The sequence below is a fragment of the Mycobacterium sp. MAA66 genome (assembly GCF_041261665.1).
Lineage (GTDB): Bacteria > Actinomycetota > Actinomycetes > Mycobacteriales > Mycobacteriaceae > Mycobacterium.
Map to the genome: position 1 here is coordinate 159,665 of NZ_JBGCCC010000011.1, position 15,342 is coordinate 175,006.

Sequence of the window (15,342 nt, forward strand, 5' to 3'; positions counted from 1 at the left end):
CAGACGTGATCGGGGCTCGAGAACCAACCGCCCCACGATGGGACATACCGGACGGCACTCTTGTATTGAGTGTCCTAAGGATGCTCAACCGATGTACACGACCCATCTCGTGGCCGCGGTTGTGTTGCGAGTGAGCGAGGCGCGATGCAGCATCCAGACGGCTGGCCGTTTGTCGGCTGCTCACCGCCTGCGGACATCACACCCTTGGTGGGCCGTGAGGCTGAGCGCAAGGAACTACGCCACCTCCTGACCGCCGCGCGCCTCATCACTCTCACCGGAGTCGGCGGAGTCGGTAAGACGCGGCTGGCCGCCGGTGTCGCGCGCACCGTAGGAACACACTTTCCCGATGGGGTGGCCTTCGTTTCACTGGCGGAGTTAACCGAGCCTGAACTGCTGCCACAGCTTGTCTCGACGGCGATGGCGGCGCCGCCGGCCGAATCGGCAGATGCGGTGTCCGACTTCATAGGTGAGCGTTCCATGCTGCTAGTGCTTGACAACCTGGAGCATCTATCCGACGCCAGTGCCCGATTGGCGGCGACACTCTTGAATCGATGTGCGCACCTCCGCATCCTGGCAACGAGCCGCGAGGCACTGCGTATCCATGGTGAGACGGTGTTTCAAGTCAACCCCCTAGCGGTGCCCAATCTCGATGGGCACGGTCCGCCCGGGTGGACCGCGCGGTACCCGGCGGTGACATTGTTCGTCGACCGGGCTACCGCCCTAAATGCAAGTTTCACCCTCAACGACCAGAATGAGCGTGCGATCGCGGAGCTGTGCCGGCGACTCGATGGAGTACCGCTGGCACTCGAATTGGCGGCGTCTGCGTCCCGATGGCTGCCGATCGAGGTAATCGCGTCGATGGCATCCGAGCCGCTAGCGATGCCGCCCTGGGAATCGAGAGCAACTGAGCCTCGGCACCTAAGTTTGAGGGCGACGCTCGATTACAGCCGGACTCTGTGCGGTCCGGAGGCGCAGACCCTGTGGGGTCGACTGTCGGTATTCAAAGGTGGCGCATCGCTTCAGGCCATAGAACGCGTGTGCGTCGACGAGCGCCTCACTAGCGCTTCCTTCCAGGCTGCGTTGGTGGAGCTGATCGAAAAGTCATTGGTGGCCTTTGACGCCGCTCGCTACAGGATGTTGGAGACCGTCCGACAATACGGTGCGGAGTTGCTGCGTGGCTCGGCGATGGAGAGCCAAGCCCGACAATCCCACCTGGCTGTCATGGGAGATCTTGCCGCCCGTGTAAGCGAGAGTTGGTTCAGCTGGGAACAGCAGCGGCTCTTCGATGCAGTGCGAGATGATCTGGCGAACATTCGCGCTGCACTCGAGTTCGCTCTACAGGAGCCCGGACAGGCTGCCGCCGGGCTTCGACTGGCCACCGATTTGTGGTCATTTTGGGTCGGATGCGGCCTGCCGAGCGAGGGCCGATTGTGGATCGATAGGTTCCTCACGCTCCCCGACATCGTCGGATCAGACCATTGCGAATCATTCTGGGCCACAGGTTATCTCGCCGCGATCGACGGGGACTTCGACACCGCTCAACGCCATCTGCGGAGGGCACTGAAGATCAGCGTGGAGACCGGTGATCTCGCGCTACAAGCTCGAGCGACACAAGCGCTGGGGATCGTGGCACTATTCAACGGTCGCCATGCCGATGCACTGGCCTGCTACGAAGAAGGAATTGCACTGCAGCGCGTCTTCGACCCAGAAGGCCCGCACCTGGCCGATGGGCTGATCTTGCTCGGTGAGGCGCTGTGCGATCTGGGAGAGCTCGACCGTGCCACGAAGATATTGGATGAGGCCCGCAGCCTATGCCAAGTGCGTGACGAGCAGCTGTTGCGCTCCTGGTCGGACATATTTCTGGCGTTGGTGGCGCTGAAGCAAGCACAGTTCGACGACGCGCGGCGGAACTTGCGCAAGGCAGTGTCTACCCAGGCGGGATTAGGAAATTGGCAGGGCATCGTTTGGGCGGTGGAGGTGAGCGCATGGGCGGAGTTGGCGATCGGGAATATCCATCATGCGGCGCAGCTGTTCGGCGCCAGTGAAGCAGTGTCTGCGGGCCACGGCCCCCACCTGCACGGTGCATGGCCGATGATCGCGCAGCGAAGCGAACAACTGGAGAAAGCGCGACAAGCACTGGGAACGGACGAGTTCGAAGAACAAGTCTCCCAAGGGCGCAGCCTGATCCTGGCTGAGGTGGTGGAGCTGGTCTCCGGCGGCCGACCAGTAGGCCGGCCGGAGTTCCCTTTGGTCGCAGGAAAACTCCAACTTCTCACCCCACGAGAGCGGGAGATCGCTGAGCTGGTGGCCCGCGGGATGCGGAACAGGGACATCGCCGCGCAACTCGTGATCGCCCGCCGAACTGTCGACTCGCACGTGGAGCACATCCTCGCCAAGTTGGAGTTCAGTTCGCGGACGCAGATTGCGGCCTTGGTGGCGGAGACCAAGCGGGTTTAGGCGCGGGCCGTGCCGGAAACACCTTCGCCGGGCTCGACGATTCCGATGCCCTCAAGGTGCTCAATAGAGTGGATGAGGGGAAATCTGTGTCGAGTTCGCCCACGTCCAGCAGGACATCGAGCTCGGCCCAGAGCCATGACTACTTATCGGGGCCCGGCGTGCGGAGAGTTGAAGAATGACACCAAAACTGTTGGTGTGCAACGAAACTGTTGGTGTGCAACGACAACACTCGGAATGCGGCGGACCCTAGAGAGAACTGTCAGGCCGCGGTCGCGGGCCTGCACCACCAGCACGCGGGACATGCGCTGATCGACAGTGCCCCGTACCTACCGAAGTCGTGGACCGAGGATCCTGACCAGTGCGCAGCAATCGCTGTGCCCGCCGTGAACGAGTTCGCCACCAAATCGGCTGACTGAGGAGATGGTCAGCCGCTTTCGATACCGGTGCCCGGCATTCTCACTGACCGGCGAAAAGCGCACGGCACCGAGTCAAACCTGCAAATCCTGTTGCACCACAGGGGTATCGGGTACCTACTGGCAGTCAGCTGTGGTCGGCGGGTCCCAATGGCGCGGGAAATTGGCGGGTGCCTGAACCGGCCAATTCCAGGAGACCGAGGGTGTGTGGCAAGACGTCTCCGCCGACGTGGGGGCCAGGGACCGAGGATGTACTCCCGAGAGAGTGGACCACCCCACTGAGAACCCCACGGCAGGGCGTCACTGGATGGTCCGAGGGGGCAAGGGTTGGAACGGTCTTGTCCGCGCCGGGTGCGCACCCGAACCTGCCGGCACCGCCGGAGCGTCGTGGTCGTGCTGGCCCGCACATTTCTGGCCGTCCAGACCGCGACCGAACGCGACACTGAACACCGCGACGCGAACTTGATCCGGTTGAATATCAATGAATTTCGCAGACTGATCGTCGCACGGACCCCAACCCCACTGCTTTATCACCAGTACATCCTGGAGTGGTCTCGCTGGTGCTGACGACGTCGACAACGGCCTATCAAAGCCACCAAAACCGTGGGTCACCCCTTCGATAATCCCGAAACACGGGGTATTGCTAGGTGGCCTCTTGTTCGCTGTTCACCTCTGCCGTCTCGTCGGGTGCTGTGCCCTCTTCGACGTGAACACTTTCAAGTAGCTGGGTCATCGCGACAAACGCGGGAATCTGGTCGGCTTGCGCATTTGCCTGGCTCGCAGCCTCTGGCGTCCGGTAGATCCAGACATCGGTCCAGGACTGGTCGTCGTGTTCTGCCAATATGGGGGCGCCAATCAGGTCGGGGTGCGCTGCCTGAACCGCAGTTATGGCCTCGGTTCGCCGCGTCAGGAATGCTGCCCGGTGACCTTCTTTGACACGAAACTTGACGAATTCCACACGATGAGCCACTCAGCGCCTCCATTGTCCAAATATCGGTCTTGATGTCCGATAAACAGAACACTGCCAGCGGGATCGCCGAAGTGTCAAGGGGCACATACGCGCAGTCGCGGGGAGGGGAGTCCTCGGCGCATGGTGCGCGGCGCCTCTCGGCGGTGAATTCTTCGACCGGCGGCATCGGCCATGCTGCGCCCTAGGTCGTCGATGCTGATGTCAAACGCGCCACGCTTCTTGACATGTCGGGTGAATTCCGCCACAGTTCTACTTATTTCGTACACCACGTACGATAGTCGGGCTCTAGGAGAATGGCATGGGCGAGACGGACCGGCGACTGAAACGGGTGCTGAGCTGGAAATCCGGAGCGTTCCTTGGCCTTACGACCATCCTGGGTGTGTTCACCACCATCGGCTTCATGATCGGGCTCGTCGGAACTTGGGCGGTGATCGTCATCTGGGCAGCCTCTGTTGTTATCGGCGCCGCGCAGGCGTACCTCTACGCCGAAATGGCAACGATGTTCCCCTCGACTGCGGGCGGCGTGGGGGCCTACGCCAACGAAGGGTTTCGCAAGTACACCGTGCTGATAGGCCCGTTGGCGATGTGGGGCTACTGGCTGGGCTGGTCGCTTATTGAGGCGGTGACAGCCTTCGTGTTCGGCTCGGTGATTCAAGCGTATTGGTTTCCGGCTCAGACCTGGGGCTTCGATCTTCTTGGGGTTCACATCGGTCTGCCGCACTGGCTCGGAGCCGCAGCCCTCATCAGCAGCTATCTGGTCAATATGTTCGGCATCAAGCTGGCCGCACGGCTGACCACGATCGGTGTCATCATTTTCTCGACGGTGGCCATAGTCATGATCGTATTGCCCTTCGCTACCGCCACGTGGTCAGTGCATTTGTTGACGTGGCGTCTAGGCAGCCCTGCGGTCTTCCTGGCGCTGCTGTATCTAGCCTGCTGGACCAGCTTCGCCTCAGAAGGGCCTTCGCTTTTCGCTCCCGAGTATCGGGATCCGTCGTCAGACACGCCCAAGGCGATTCGGATTTGCGTGTTGGTCATGTTCGCGGTGTTCACCCTGGTGCCCTTAGCAACCGCCGGTGCCGTCGGCGAGCAGGCCATCGGAGCGAACCCCAGCGGCTACGCGGTCGACGTAGTGCAGAAGTACTGGCAGGCTAGTACGCCACTGGTGATGGCCGTGTTAGTTATCGGACTGTGGGTAACCCTGTTAGCGACTACCGCGCAGGCTGCCCGTGCACTCCTCGGCTTAGCCCGCAGCGATGTGACGATCAAGCAACTGGCTAAACTCAACCGCCACGGCATGCCAAATAATGCATTGACGATGGACATCACCCTCAATTTGCTCATTCTCTTCCTGGTGGGCAACACCGTTGCGATTATCGCGGCGAGCAACTTTGGCTATATCTTGGCTTGCGGGTTCGCCGCGTTCTCTTACGCCTTGTTACGGCGTGACCGTCCAGAGTGGCCGCGGCCCTTCAAGATGTCCAAGATCGCCATTCCAGTCGCGCTCATACTAGGAACCTTCGACCTCTTCCTCGCCATTTATGGCGTTAGTCATCCGTCCTTGGTCGGCTATGGCGGACTCAAGGAGTCCATCATCGCGGTGTGCCTTTTGCTCGTCAGCTTGCCGCTGTTCCTCTATCGGCGACTATGGCAGGACCGCGATACTGTGTTTCGCTGGTGGGAGGAAACACCCACCCTGCCAGACGATCTCGACACACTGATCACAATCGAGGCCCTCCCTGCTGGCGATGCAGCGACAAACGCGTGGCGGCTCTCTGACAGAGAGCCCACACCGGCCACTCAGCCGAGACCATCGTGAGGGCGTCCCATCGGCTCAGCGTAGGTGGCGAAAACCAAGTCCAAATCGGCAAACAATCCGACACAAGCACCTAGTCACAACGTACCGGCGGATTCCCCGTGAATTAGTCCAACTGGTTTTAGATTTCCTGTGGCCCGAGGCCGGATTGGATGGGACGATGACCCAAATGACTGGCCCTAAGCGCCATTTCGCGGAGGGCAACGCGTGCAAGTTGCACCGCGCCCGACGAGTGGTCCGCTGAAGGCAAGGTCAGCGAGAAGATTACCGCCGATCACGGGGTCCCACCGACCACCCAAAGCGGCATTGAATTTGCCAAACTGGTTGGCACGCAAAGCTATTGGGCTGACCAGCTGCACGGGCTGCCCCTTCGGCAGGCCCAGGCCTCCAGTCGATTCAGACTTGGCAGCATGCCTACGTGACCAAACATCCGTGCTAGGGGTTCCGGCGGGCTTGGGCGGCGTTGTGTTGTGACGAGCGCCGTGTGATCGACAGCAAGATCGGCCGGCTGTGCCGTGAGAGGTTTCTGCAAGCACGGGGGAGTGGTTTTCCCGTCGGCGGTCCGGGCTGTCCTCGGTGCCGCCGAGCATCGCTGATATACCGAAGAGCTATGGGCGATCGACCTTCACGTCGACTCGACCGTCGATCATACGGCCATGACGATCGTCTCGATGCCCGAAGAACACACCTCAAGGACTGCAACAGTTCTGCGACGGGACAGGCCGCCATGGTCTACTTTCCGCCGAGTTCACCATGGAATAACGTCCGTGTCGAACCATTCGACAACCGACTACGCAAGGAGTGTCTCATCCGCGATCACGCGAACACGCTGCTGGAGTCCCGGGTGGACTCATCAACGGAGAGTCGCCACTATCACTGCTCGCAATGCGGATGACCTACCTGTTCAACGTGCCGAGATCGAATGTGTTGCAGAGGAGCAGAATTCAGTCGCTGCGGCCGATGTTCTATCTGGCGGCCATCGATGTGTCAGGCGGAGTGTCCGCGATGGCGGGAGAGTGGCGCGATAGGACCATCGTGGCAGAGAAACTCAGTGCTGAGATCACGACAAACGCCAGACTGATCACCATGAATGGCCCGGGCGCTAAATCAGTGATTCCGAGTGTGAAGGTACCGACCGCGGCGCCGATGTACATTGCCGAACTGTTCCATGACATTGCCGTGCGGTTCCCCGGAAAGATCGTCGACAGGAAGAACTGACCGGCACCGAAAGTGATTGTCCCCGCGGCGAAGTTCAACCCGAGGCCAATTAGGCTCAACGGCGCCGAGATCGGTGCCGTCATCAATGCAATGCCGACGAACATCACCGCGACAGAAGTCAGAATGAATCCGAGTACTGGCCATCCGCGTCGACGCCAGCGCGCCACCGTCGTCGTGGCGACGACAGCTCCGGCTAAAGACCCTGCGCCAGCAACGATTCCGATAATTCCGAGTCGCGCGCCCGTGATGCCATACCAACTGCTGAACTGCGCACTGGCGTAAGCGAAGGTGCCGAGGCGTGCCGCCTGTGCAGTAATGTTTCCCGCCACGGTGCACGAGAATATGGGCAACTGCCACAGGCGGAGGCCGTCGAGTATGCCCCTAACCGCTCCGGGGCTGATCGTTTCTTTTACCGCTGGATTTTCCCGCGCTGCGGCGAGGACAGTCGCTGCCCACACCAGTAGGAATCCGACGGCCAGCGCGAGGAAGACCACTCGCCAGCCGATGGCAACCGACAGTATCGCGCCCAGCGGAATAGCAACGACCTGGCCTGCCGCCGAGGCCGCTGTTCCACCAAGCATGGCCTTGGCGCCAACGTTTTGGGGTGCGGTTGTGTTCAGCTGTGACCACACCGCAGGGTTCACGATCGCGGCCCCCAGTCCGCTGGCGGCCCGCGCCGCCGTGAGCATGGCCAGATCATGACTGTGTGCGGCTACCACGCAAGCCAATACGACGATGGGTAAGCCGCCTCCGATCACTGCCCAGCTCGAACGTGAGCTGAGCAAGCCCGTGAGCAGGGGGCTGGAAATGGCATACGAAGCGCCAAATGCCGCAACGATGAGCGCTGTGTGGGGGATCTGCGCTCCGAACTCGTCCGCCATCGCCGGAATGAGCATCGGGGCCAGGAACATATCGGCACCCATCATGAACAGCACGCTGTAGAGAGCAGTTCGGCGCCACAACGGGGTTCGCCTCCACCGGGTCGCAGCCGACGTCAGCAAGGACCGCTGCCGGCATCGATCAGTTCTGGAAATCGGTGACCAGTTTGATGAACAGATCCGGGTCGTCGTCATGAACGTAGTGACCGGCATTGGGGATTTCGGCCCACGCTAACAGCGGCTGACGCCGAGCCATTTCTTCGCATGTCTGCGCGGGTAGGAAATCCGACCGCCCTCCGCGAATCACCAAGGTGTGACAGTGCAGCGACTGCACGCATTCCCAGAGGTCGACAGGTCCCGCAGGATCTCCACTGATCCGGGCAGAGGCGATACCTTTCATATCGAGTTTCCAGACCCACTGACCGTCGTCGGCCTCGCGGACAGTGTGAGCGATGCGGGAGGCCAGTGCTTCGTCGGTGATGGCTGGTCGAATGCTGCGCCAATAATTACGGACGGCGTCCAGGGACTCGAAACAGTCTGGTGTGCTGTTCATTTCAGAGATGACTCTGTCCGCACCGGGTGTAGAGGTCGACGATCCGGGCCCGATATCTTCGACGATCAGCGCGCTCACTTGGTCCGGGTGGCGAGCCGCGTAGGTGTAGGCCACTGTTCCGCCCATCGAGTGTCCGATGATGCCGAATCGCCGCAACCCCAGATGATCGACTAGTTCCTCCACATCAGAGACGTAGGCGTTGGTGAAGTAGTCCCGCGTTGGGTCCCAGCTGCTGTCACCGCGCCCGCGAAAATCAGGGGCGATCACTCGGTGGGTGTTGGCTAGCGCTTCGGCGACTCGATCCCAGGTATGGGCGTAGCTGCGGAGCCCGTGCAGGGCCAGAACTACCGAGGGATTTTGCGCCCCCCACTCGAGATAGCGCATGTTGAGGCCGTTAATGACGATGGTGGTGCTGTGTGGCGTACCCATCGACGTCAGTACAAGCCGTCGTCGCCACGAGCCTCGTCGGCTCTGATTCCTCCAAGGCGGGCGTGCAGCCGACCTCTGGACGCGAACGCGAAGGCAATTACTACTTCGTCAGGACGCGGCGCATCGCCGAAACTAATGGACACGGTGTCGTAGTGGGATCGGACGTAAAGTGCGTCCTTGTGTGCGAGTGGAATGTCAATAGTGGCACCGGGGCCGGCGATCTTGCCGGTTGATGGCACCCATGCCTTGCCGCCCCCGATGGCCTCGCGCACCGGGTTAGCGAATATCTGTGTGAGGAAGGCATTTCCGTGCTCGTACTCCCCACCGACACCCACGATGCATGCCTTACCGTAACTTTGGATTCCGCCATCGCCAGCAACAACTAGGGCCCTGCGGCCGAACTCGTGGCCCAACTTGTCAGATCCGTCGATAATCTCGCCGAGGTCTTCGCTGTAGCGGTCAGCGTAGGGATTTCGGATGGCTGCAGCGACGACAAACTTGCGCAGCGTGTCTCCGTCAGCAAGCTCGCCGGTCTCGTTGGCTATGACATCCTCTGTATAGGTGAACCACTTACGTACGTGGTATGAGCCGAAATTTGTATTGGGCATGGTGCTCGATTCCTCTGTTTGGGGGTCGTCAGTCGTAGAGCGGTTCGAGAGTGATGGGCGTACTAGGGGCGTTGTTTTCGCCCAGGACGCGCTGCCCTTCGGCGTCATCGGTGACTGTCTCGGCGAAGAACTCGAAGCGATTACCGTCTGGGTCCTCGAAGTACAGGCCGATTCCGACGCGATGGTCGGTGGTTTTGACCACCTCGACGCCCTTGGATAGCAACATTGCGTAGAGCCTGCGCAGTTCGTCGACGTCGCCCCGAATCTCAAGGCCGTAGTGTTGCAAGCCTATTCCGCCCTGGTGTGCACCGTCCGCAGCGCGGATCAGGGCCAGGTCGTGGTGTTTACGGCCAAAGGACAGGAAGACCCATTCAGGCCCCGTCGCTGTGATTTTCATGTTTAGGACGTCGGCGAACCACTGCGCTGAGGACTCGGGATCGCGGACGAATAGTGAGAGATGGGTGCGCACGACATCTGGCGTGACTGTCGACTTTTGATCGGTCTCGGTCATGGGTTACTCCACTTCAGTTGGGTTCAGTGCTTAGCTGCGGGCGGATCAGAGGCGATGGCGGGAGTCCATGCCACGTCGGTGATTTCGGGGAAGTCCCGCCATTCCTTGGTGAAGCTTCGGCCGCCGTCGGTGGAGCGAAACAGGTTGCCGTATTTGGTGCCGGCGAACACCAGGTCAGGGTCGCTGGCGTGCTGACCGAAACCCCATACGGTCGATGACGCCCGGGTGTCCAGGGTGGCCTCGTTCCAGGTTTGGGTGAGGTCGTCGGACCGGAAGATCCGGGTGGTGGTCCCTGGGGTGCCATCGCCGATACCGAGGAGCAGGGAATTGGTACCTGGGATCCGGGCGACCAGGCGGGTGTAGTAGATGCCCCAGGTGGACTTGGTTCCGGTGCGTTTCCAGGTCAGCCCGTCGTCCTGGCTGACGAAGAATGCATTGACCACAACGACCACAATGGTTTTCGGCGGTCCATCGAGGAGCACGATGCAGTGAACGTCGGACTCTGTGACGCCGTCGGGCAGCGTCTGCCCGGACCCGTCGAGGCGGTGCCAGCTATCGCCGCGATCCGGGCTGCGCCACAGGCCGCCCTCTTCGACGCCGAACCATACTGACTTGCCATCGACGTGGTCATAGGTGATCGTCAGGATTCGAGGCTTGCTGACTCCGGCGCACTTCTCTGGAAGTTCGGGAGAGAGTCGATCCCAACTGTGACCGCTGTCGGTGGTGCGGTAGAGCACGGCACGCGACGGCGCGCCGGTGCCTACGGTCATCGAATCCGGGTCGTTAGGGTCGATTGCGATCGCCCAGACCTGCTGGTCGTTGAATGGGGAGTTCACTCGGGTCCAACGGGTGCCTGCATCGTCGCTGCGGCCGAGGCCTACTTCAGCGCCAGCGTAGACAATGTTGGGCTGTTCGGGGTGTACAGCGAGGGCGCGTACCACCGAGTCGAACTCAAGGCCCTGATCCAGCGGGATGCGGCTCCAGGTGGTGCCGTCGTCGGTGCTGCGAAGCACACCTTGTCCGGCAGTGGCAACGAGAATTGTGCCCTTCATTAGCGGTTCCTAATCGTTGGTAGGGATAGGTTGATGGGTGGGCTTGACCGGGAGTGCTCCTGATCGGCCCGCCGTCAGGTGATGCCGGGTTAGAGGAAAATGCCGCGGGTAAGGCCGCCGTCGATGCCCAGCGACTCGCCGGTGATACCGGCTGCCGTTGGGCCGGCGAAGAAGGCGATGGTCTCGGCGACCTCCGCGGCGGTGAGCACTCGGCGGATGGGGGTGCGGTTGACAAAGTTCTGCTCGACCTGTTCAGGTGTGATGCCTTCGGCCGCAGCATTTTTCGCGTACAGTTCGCGGATGTGCTCGGTTTCCACAACACCCGGGTGCACTGTATTGACGGTGATCCCGTCCGGGCCGAGCTGGTCGGACAGAACCTTAGTCATGTGGACGATCGCCAGATTCCGCATTCCGGACAGTGCGTGACTGGAGCGGCCGGTGAGTCCACCAATGTTCACTATGCGGCCGTAGCGGTTTTCTCGCATGTAGGGCGCAACCGCCTTGATACAGCGAAAGTATCCGACGACTTTGGTGTTCAAGTCGGCTAACAGAGCGTCGGGGTCTGCCTGTGCGATGTCGTTGCGGACCAGGCCCGCTGGTGCTGCGGCGCCGTTGACGAGAATGGACAGGGTCCCGACCTCGGCCGCGGCCCGGGCCAGCGCCTCAACAGAGGTCGTGTCGGTGGTGTCTGCGACCACTGGAATGACCTTGGCGCCGGTGTCGGCCATCAGTTCTTTGGCTGCCTGCTGCAAGATCGGCAGTCTCCGGGCGGCGATGACGACGGTGGCTCCGCGCATCGCCAACGCTCGTGTGATGGCCTTGCCGATGCCTAGCCCACCTCCCGTGACGATCGCTACTTGATCCTGCAATTCCGTTGCACTCATGTGATATTCACCCAGACGCTCTTAGTTTCCGTGTACTGCTCCAACACGCCACGACCCATTTCCCGACCCCAGCCGGATTGCTTGTACCCGCCGAAAGGCGATGCGGGGTCTGTGAGGTTGTAACAATTGATCCAGACGGTGCCGGCCTTGACAGCAGCAGCGAGTCGATGCGCGGCGGTGATGTCGTTGGTCCAGATACCGGCGGCCAATCCGTACGGTGAGTCGTTGGCCTTATCGACGAGTTCGTCGATATCTCGCCACGGCATCGCTACCAAGACCGGTCCGAAGATCTCCTCCTGTACCACGCGCATCGCATGGGTGGTCTCGGAAAGGACTGTCGGAGAAAGGAAATAACCACCGCGGCAGTCCGCACTGAGACCCGAGGGTGTGGTGCCGCCCGCCGCGACAACCGCACCTTGGTCGATCCCGGACTGCACGTAGCCGGTGACAGTTGCGAGCTGTCGTGCCGATACCAGCGGCCCCATCTGCGTGGCTGGATCCTGGCCGGGGCCCACTACGATCTCACGGGCCTTGTCGATCAACGCGGACATCACGTCGTCGTAGATGTCGGCGTGCACATACAACCGGGACCCGGCAGTGCAAGTCTGCCCTTGGTTGAAGAAGATGCCGTCCGCGGCGGCGGCGGCCACCGTGACGGGGTCGGCGTCGGCGAGCACTATGTGCGGAGATTTGCCGCCGAGTTCGAGGGAGACCTTCTTCATGTTCCCGGTAGCGGCGGCGGTGATTTGTCGGCCCACTTCGGTGGAGCCGGTGAACGCCACCTTATCCACGCCGTGGTGCTCTGCGATGGCAGCGCCCACCGTCGTTCCCAGTCCGGTGACCACGTTGACCACCCCGGGTGGGAAGCCGGCTTGGTCGATCAGCTCGGCCAAGCGCAATGTCGATAGCGACGTTTCCTCGGCGGGTTTGAGAACCACCGTGTTCCCTGTCGCGAGCGCCGGCGCGAGTTTCCATGACGCCATCGACATTGGGAAGTTCCACGGCACTATCGCGCCTACAACTCCAAGCGGCTCGTGCACTGTGTAGTTGAGGACGCGTAGTCCACCGCGTGGCGATAGCGGAATGGTGGCGCCTTCGAATTTGCTGGGCCAGCCGGCGAAATATCGGAATAGTTTAGTGGTGGTTCCGGCGTCCACGGCCCGGGCTACCGAGACTGGTTTGCCGTTGTCTAGCGATTCGATGAACGCGAGCTCATCGGCGTGCGCCTCAACCAATTCGGCCAGACGGTGCAGCATCTCACCGCGTTCAAGCGGCGTGATGTCGCGCCAGGCCGGATTGGCCAAGGCGCGACGGGCAGCGAGGACGGCAGCGTCGACGTCGGTTCGGTTGCCCGCCGCGATCGTGGTCAGGGGTTGGCCGGTGGCGGGATTGATGCTGACCAGCCGTTCCCCGGAATCGCCAGGGCGCCATTGTCCGTCGATGAACAGGCCATGTTCTCGCTTGATGAACTTGGAAACACCTATCGGTGTAGACGGCGGTAGCAGTGGACTCTCGATTGCGGTCACAGGGCCATCTCGATCAACTGAGGCCCACCGGCGGCGATGGCCTGACCTAGCAATGAACGGAGGGATGCGACTCGGTCTGCTCGGTGTGCGGGAACGCCGAACCCGCTGGCCAACTCCACCCAATCTATTCGGGGTTGGTCGAGGCTCGTGAGAGCGTTGGCCTGCAGGCCGAACTCAGAGTTGCCATGCCGCGCCAATTCGGTACGCAGCACGTTGTAGGTGTGGTTTGCCGCTATGAGTACCACCACGTTGGTGCGTTCACGAGCCATGGTCCACAGGGTCTGTGCGGTGTAGAGAGCGCTGCCATCGGATTGCAGTGCTATGACCGGGCGGTCGGGCGCGGCCAGGGCGGCACCGAGTGCGCAGGGTAGACCCTGGCCGATCGCTCCACCGGTGTTCGTCAAGGTGGTGTGGGCGACAGCGCCGGCTGATGCCGTGTAGAACGGGTAACCGACGGTGCCGCCTTCCACGGAAACGATCGCGTTCTCGGGCAAGCCTGCTGCGACCGTCGCGCCGATGGTGTCTCCGGTTAACGGTGCGTCGTCGGCCGGCTGCGCCAGCGGCGCGATCGCAGTGAAATCGGAAGTGCCACCAATGATGTCGGCAAGCTCCAGAAGTGCGGACTCAGCATCGCAGTATGGAGTGGCGAGTTCGACGACAGCATGAGCTGGAGCGAGTTCACTGGGTACGCCGGCGTAGCCGAAGTAGGCAATCGGCTTCTGTGCGCCGACAACGACGATGGCCTCGGCATCCTTGAGTGCCATCACGGCGTACTCGGGGAAATAGGGCAACCGGTCGATGTCGGGCAGTCCGCCGCCGCGCTCGGCGCGCGCGGGGAACGTTTCACAGAACAGCTTGGCGCCGGTGCCCGACGAAATACGGGCCGCGGCAAGCTGACCCGCGCGGCTGAGTGCGTTCCCACCGAGCAACAGCACCGATCGCGGGCCCGCTGCGCGCAGCCGTGCGGCTACCTCGTCGACACGGTCGCTGGCCACCGCCGCGTAGCTGCTGACACCACCTGAAGTGGCGGTGGCAGTAGATACGTGCGTGAGTTCCTGTTGGTGGTCAGCGGGCACGATCACCGTCGCGATACCGTTTCGGCGATACGCGTTCTCGATCGCGGCCTCTGTGATCGCCGCGATACTGTCGGCGCCGGTCGTGGTACTCACGGTCCCCACAGTGCTTGCGAGAGCGGCGATGTCGGAGGTCAGCGGGGCGTCGTAGCGTAGGTGCCAACTGGTGTGGTCGCCCACGATGTTGACCAAGGGACTGTGCGCGCGTCGCGCGTTGTGCAGATTTGCCAAGCCGTTAGCTAAGCCAGGGCCCAGGTGCAGCAACGTGATTGCCGCATATCCACTGATCCGCGCGTAGCCGTCTGCAGCGCCAGTGCAGACATTTTCTTGCAGGCCGAGCACGGCTCGCATGCCCGGTACCTCGTCAAGCGCCGCAACCAGTGGCATCTCGGTTGTCCCGGGGTTGGCGAAACAGAACTCGACGCCATGTTGCACGGCTGTGTGTATCAGTGCATTAGCACCGGTCATCTGCGCCGACGGCACGACACCTCCAACTTCGATAATCGAACTTAGTGAACGAATAATGGACACAGTAGCGGAAGTTGGGGCGCGGCGTAACCCCCTTAACTGACTCATCAAAAATGGCGTGGCTTCGTACCCGCCGAGAATTGGCGGTGGGTCGACGACTGCTGGCGTCGCGGAAAGGTCTGTGGGACACGGTGTTACGCGGCAGCGTGTGTCGCGCGATTCGTGCTGGCATCGGGCAACCCTGTGTACCCGTACCGTATGCCCGTCACGCCGCTAGTCGCCCGGTTGCGTCCCGCCGGGCACGTGCGGATGGACAAATCGATGTGTTCGTGGTGGTGGAATCTTCCGGGTCAAGGTCGTGGAGCGACCTGATGGCAGCGTTGCCGGAGATCACAGGTGTGCCGCGGGCCGCCGGCGTCGCGTTGTGGCCAGGCCCTGTGTGACACCGCAGCCGCCGAGCAGCACGGGATCACCCGTGTCGAACAG

11 protein-coding genes are annotated in these 15,342 nt (G+C 61.7%); 2 read left to right on the forward strand and 9 right to left on the reverse strand.

Annotation, left to right across the window (positions count from 1 at the left end; translation table 11 throughout):
• Positions 1–144 precede the first annotated feature (144 nt).
• Positions 145–2,457 carry a LuxR C-terminal-related transcriptional regulator gene (locus ABIA30_RS23935; RefSeq protein WP_370070033.1) on the forward strand — a complete coding sequence of 771 codons (2,313 nt, stop codon included), beginning with the start codon at positions 145–147 and terminating at the stop codon, positions 2,455–2,457.
• A gap of 1,056 nt (positions 2,458–3,513) precedes the next feature.
• On the opposite strand, the gene ABIA30_RS23940 is transcribed toward ABIA30_RS23935, so the two are convergent.
• Entirely contained in the window at positions 3,514–3,828 is a 315-nt protein-coding gene (locus tag ABIA30_RS23940; protein ID WP_370070035.1) for a hypothetical protein, read from the reverse strand.
• 310 nt (positions 3,829–4,138) lie between these two features.
• Here ABIA30_RS23940 and ABIA30_RS23945 point away from each other — a divergent pair, with 310 nt between their 5' ends.
• Positions 4,139–5,659: an APC family permease gene (locus tag ABIA30_RS23945; RefSeq protein ID WP_370070037.1), complete on the forward strand. Its 1,521-nt coding sequence runs from the start codon at positions 4,139–4,141 to the stop codon at positions 5,657–5,659.
• Positions 5,660–6,621: 962 nt separating this feature from the next.
• Here the strand turns inward: ABIA30_RS23945 and ABIA30_RS23950 are convergent.
• From ABIA30_RS23950 to ABIA30_RS23985, 8 genes are all read right to left on the reverse strand, one after another.
• The gene (locus ABIA30_RS23950) at positions 6,622–7,965 is read right to left on the reverse strand and encodes an MFS transporter (protein ID WP_370070039.1); all 1,344 of its coding nucleotides are present in this window, start codon (positions 7,963–7,965) and stop codon (positions 6,622–6,624) included.
• Positions 7,895–8,734 carry an alpha/beta fold hydrolase gene (locus tag ABIA30_RS23955; RefSeq protein WP_370070041.1) on the reverse strand — a complete coding sequence of 280 codons (840 nt, stop codon included), beginning with the start codon at positions 8,732–8,734 and terminating at the stop codon, positions 7,895–7,897. The genes ABIA30_RS23950 and ABIA30_RS23955 overlap by 71 nt, the downstream gene beginning before the upstream one ends.
• Positions 8,735–8,739: 5 nt before the next feature.
• Positions 8,740–9,342, reverse strand: coding sequence for an amino acid synthesis family protein (locus tag ABIA30_RS23960; protein WP_370070043.1), 603 nt, complete (start codon positions 9,340–9,342; stop codon positions 8,740–8,742).
• 28 nt (positions 9,343–9,370) lie between these two features.
• Positions 9,371–9,853 (reverse strand): VOC family protein, encoded by a 483-nt coding sequence (locus ABIA30_RS23965; protein WP_370070045.1) that lies wholly within the window; start codon positions 9,851–9,853, stop codon positions 9,371–9,373.
• A gap of 23 nt (positions 9,854–9,876) precedes the next feature.
• On the reverse strand, positions 9,877–10,905 hold the full coding sequence (locus tag ABIA30_RS23970) for a WD40/YVTN/BNR-like repeat-containing protein (RefSeq protein WP_370070047.1): 1,029 nt from the start codon (positions 10,903–10,905) through the stop codon (positions 9,877–9,879).
• A gap of 89 nt (positions 10,906–10,994) precedes the next feature.
• A complete protein-coding gene (locus ABIA30_RS23975) occupies positions 10,995–11,789 on the reverse strand; it encodes an SDR family NAD(P)-dependent oxidoreductase (RefSeq protein ID WP_370070049.1) in 795 nt (264 codons plus the stop codon).
• Positions 11,786–13,315 (reverse strand): aldehyde dehydrogenase, encoded by a 1,530-nt coding sequence (locus ABIA30_RS23980; protein WP_370070051.1) that lies wholly within the window; start codon positions 13,313–13,315, stop codon positions 11,786–11,788. Before ABIA30_RS23980 ends, ABIA30_RS23975 begins: the two co-directional genes overlap by 4 nt.
• Positions 13,312–14,856, reverse strand: coding sequence for an acetolactate synthase large subunit (locus tag ABIA30_RS23985; RefSeq protein ID WP_370070053.1), 1,545 nt, complete (start codon positions 14,854–14,856; stop codon positions 13,312–13,314). The genes ABIA30_RS23980 and ABIA30_RS23985 overlap by 4 nt, the downstream gene beginning before the upstream one ends.
• Between the last annotated feature and the right edge of the window lie 486 nt (positions 14,857–15,342).

What these genes read in the sequence shown, in the direction of transcription:
- ABIA30_RS23935 (WP_370070033.1), top strand. Translation starts at nt 145, where the DNA reads ATGCAGCATCCAGACGGCTGGCCGTTTGTCGGCTGCTCACCGCCTGCG.
- ABIA30_RS23945 (WP_370070037.1), top strand. Translation starts at nt 4,139, where the DNA reads ATGGGCGAGACGGACCGGCGACTGAAACGGGTGCTGAGCTGGAAATCC.
- ABIA30_RS23950 (WP_370070039.1), bottom strand. Translation starts at nt 7,965, where the DNA reads ATGCCGGTCACTACGTTCATGACGACGACCCGGATCTGTTCATCAAAC.
- ABIA30_RS23955 (WP_370070041.1), bottom strand. Translation starts at nt 8,734, where the DNA reads ATGGGTACGCCACACAGCACCACCATCGTCATTAACGGCCTCAACATG.
- ABIA30_RS23960 (WP_370070043.1), bottom strand. Translation starts at nt 9,342, where the DNA reads ATGCCCAATACAAATTTCGGCTCATACCACGTACGTAAGTGGTTCACC.
- ABIA30_RS23965 (WP_370070045.1), bottom strand. Translation starts at nt 9,853, where the DNA reads ATGACCGAGACCGATCAAAAGTCGACAGTCACGCCAGATGTCGTGCGC.
- ABIA30_RS23970 (WP_370070047.1), bottom strand. Translation starts at nt 10,905, where the DNA reads ATGAAGGGCACAATTCTCGTTGCCACTGCCGGACAAGGTGTGCTTCGC.
- ABIA30_RS23975 (WP_370070049.1), bottom strand. Translation starts at nt 11,789, where the DNA reads ATGAGTGCAACGGAATTGCAGGATCAAGTAGCGATCGTCACGGGAGGT.
- ABIA30_RS23985 (WP_370070053.1), bottom strand. Translation starts at nt 14,856, where the DNA reads ATGACCGGTGCTAATGCACTGATACACACAGCCGTGCAACATGGCGTC.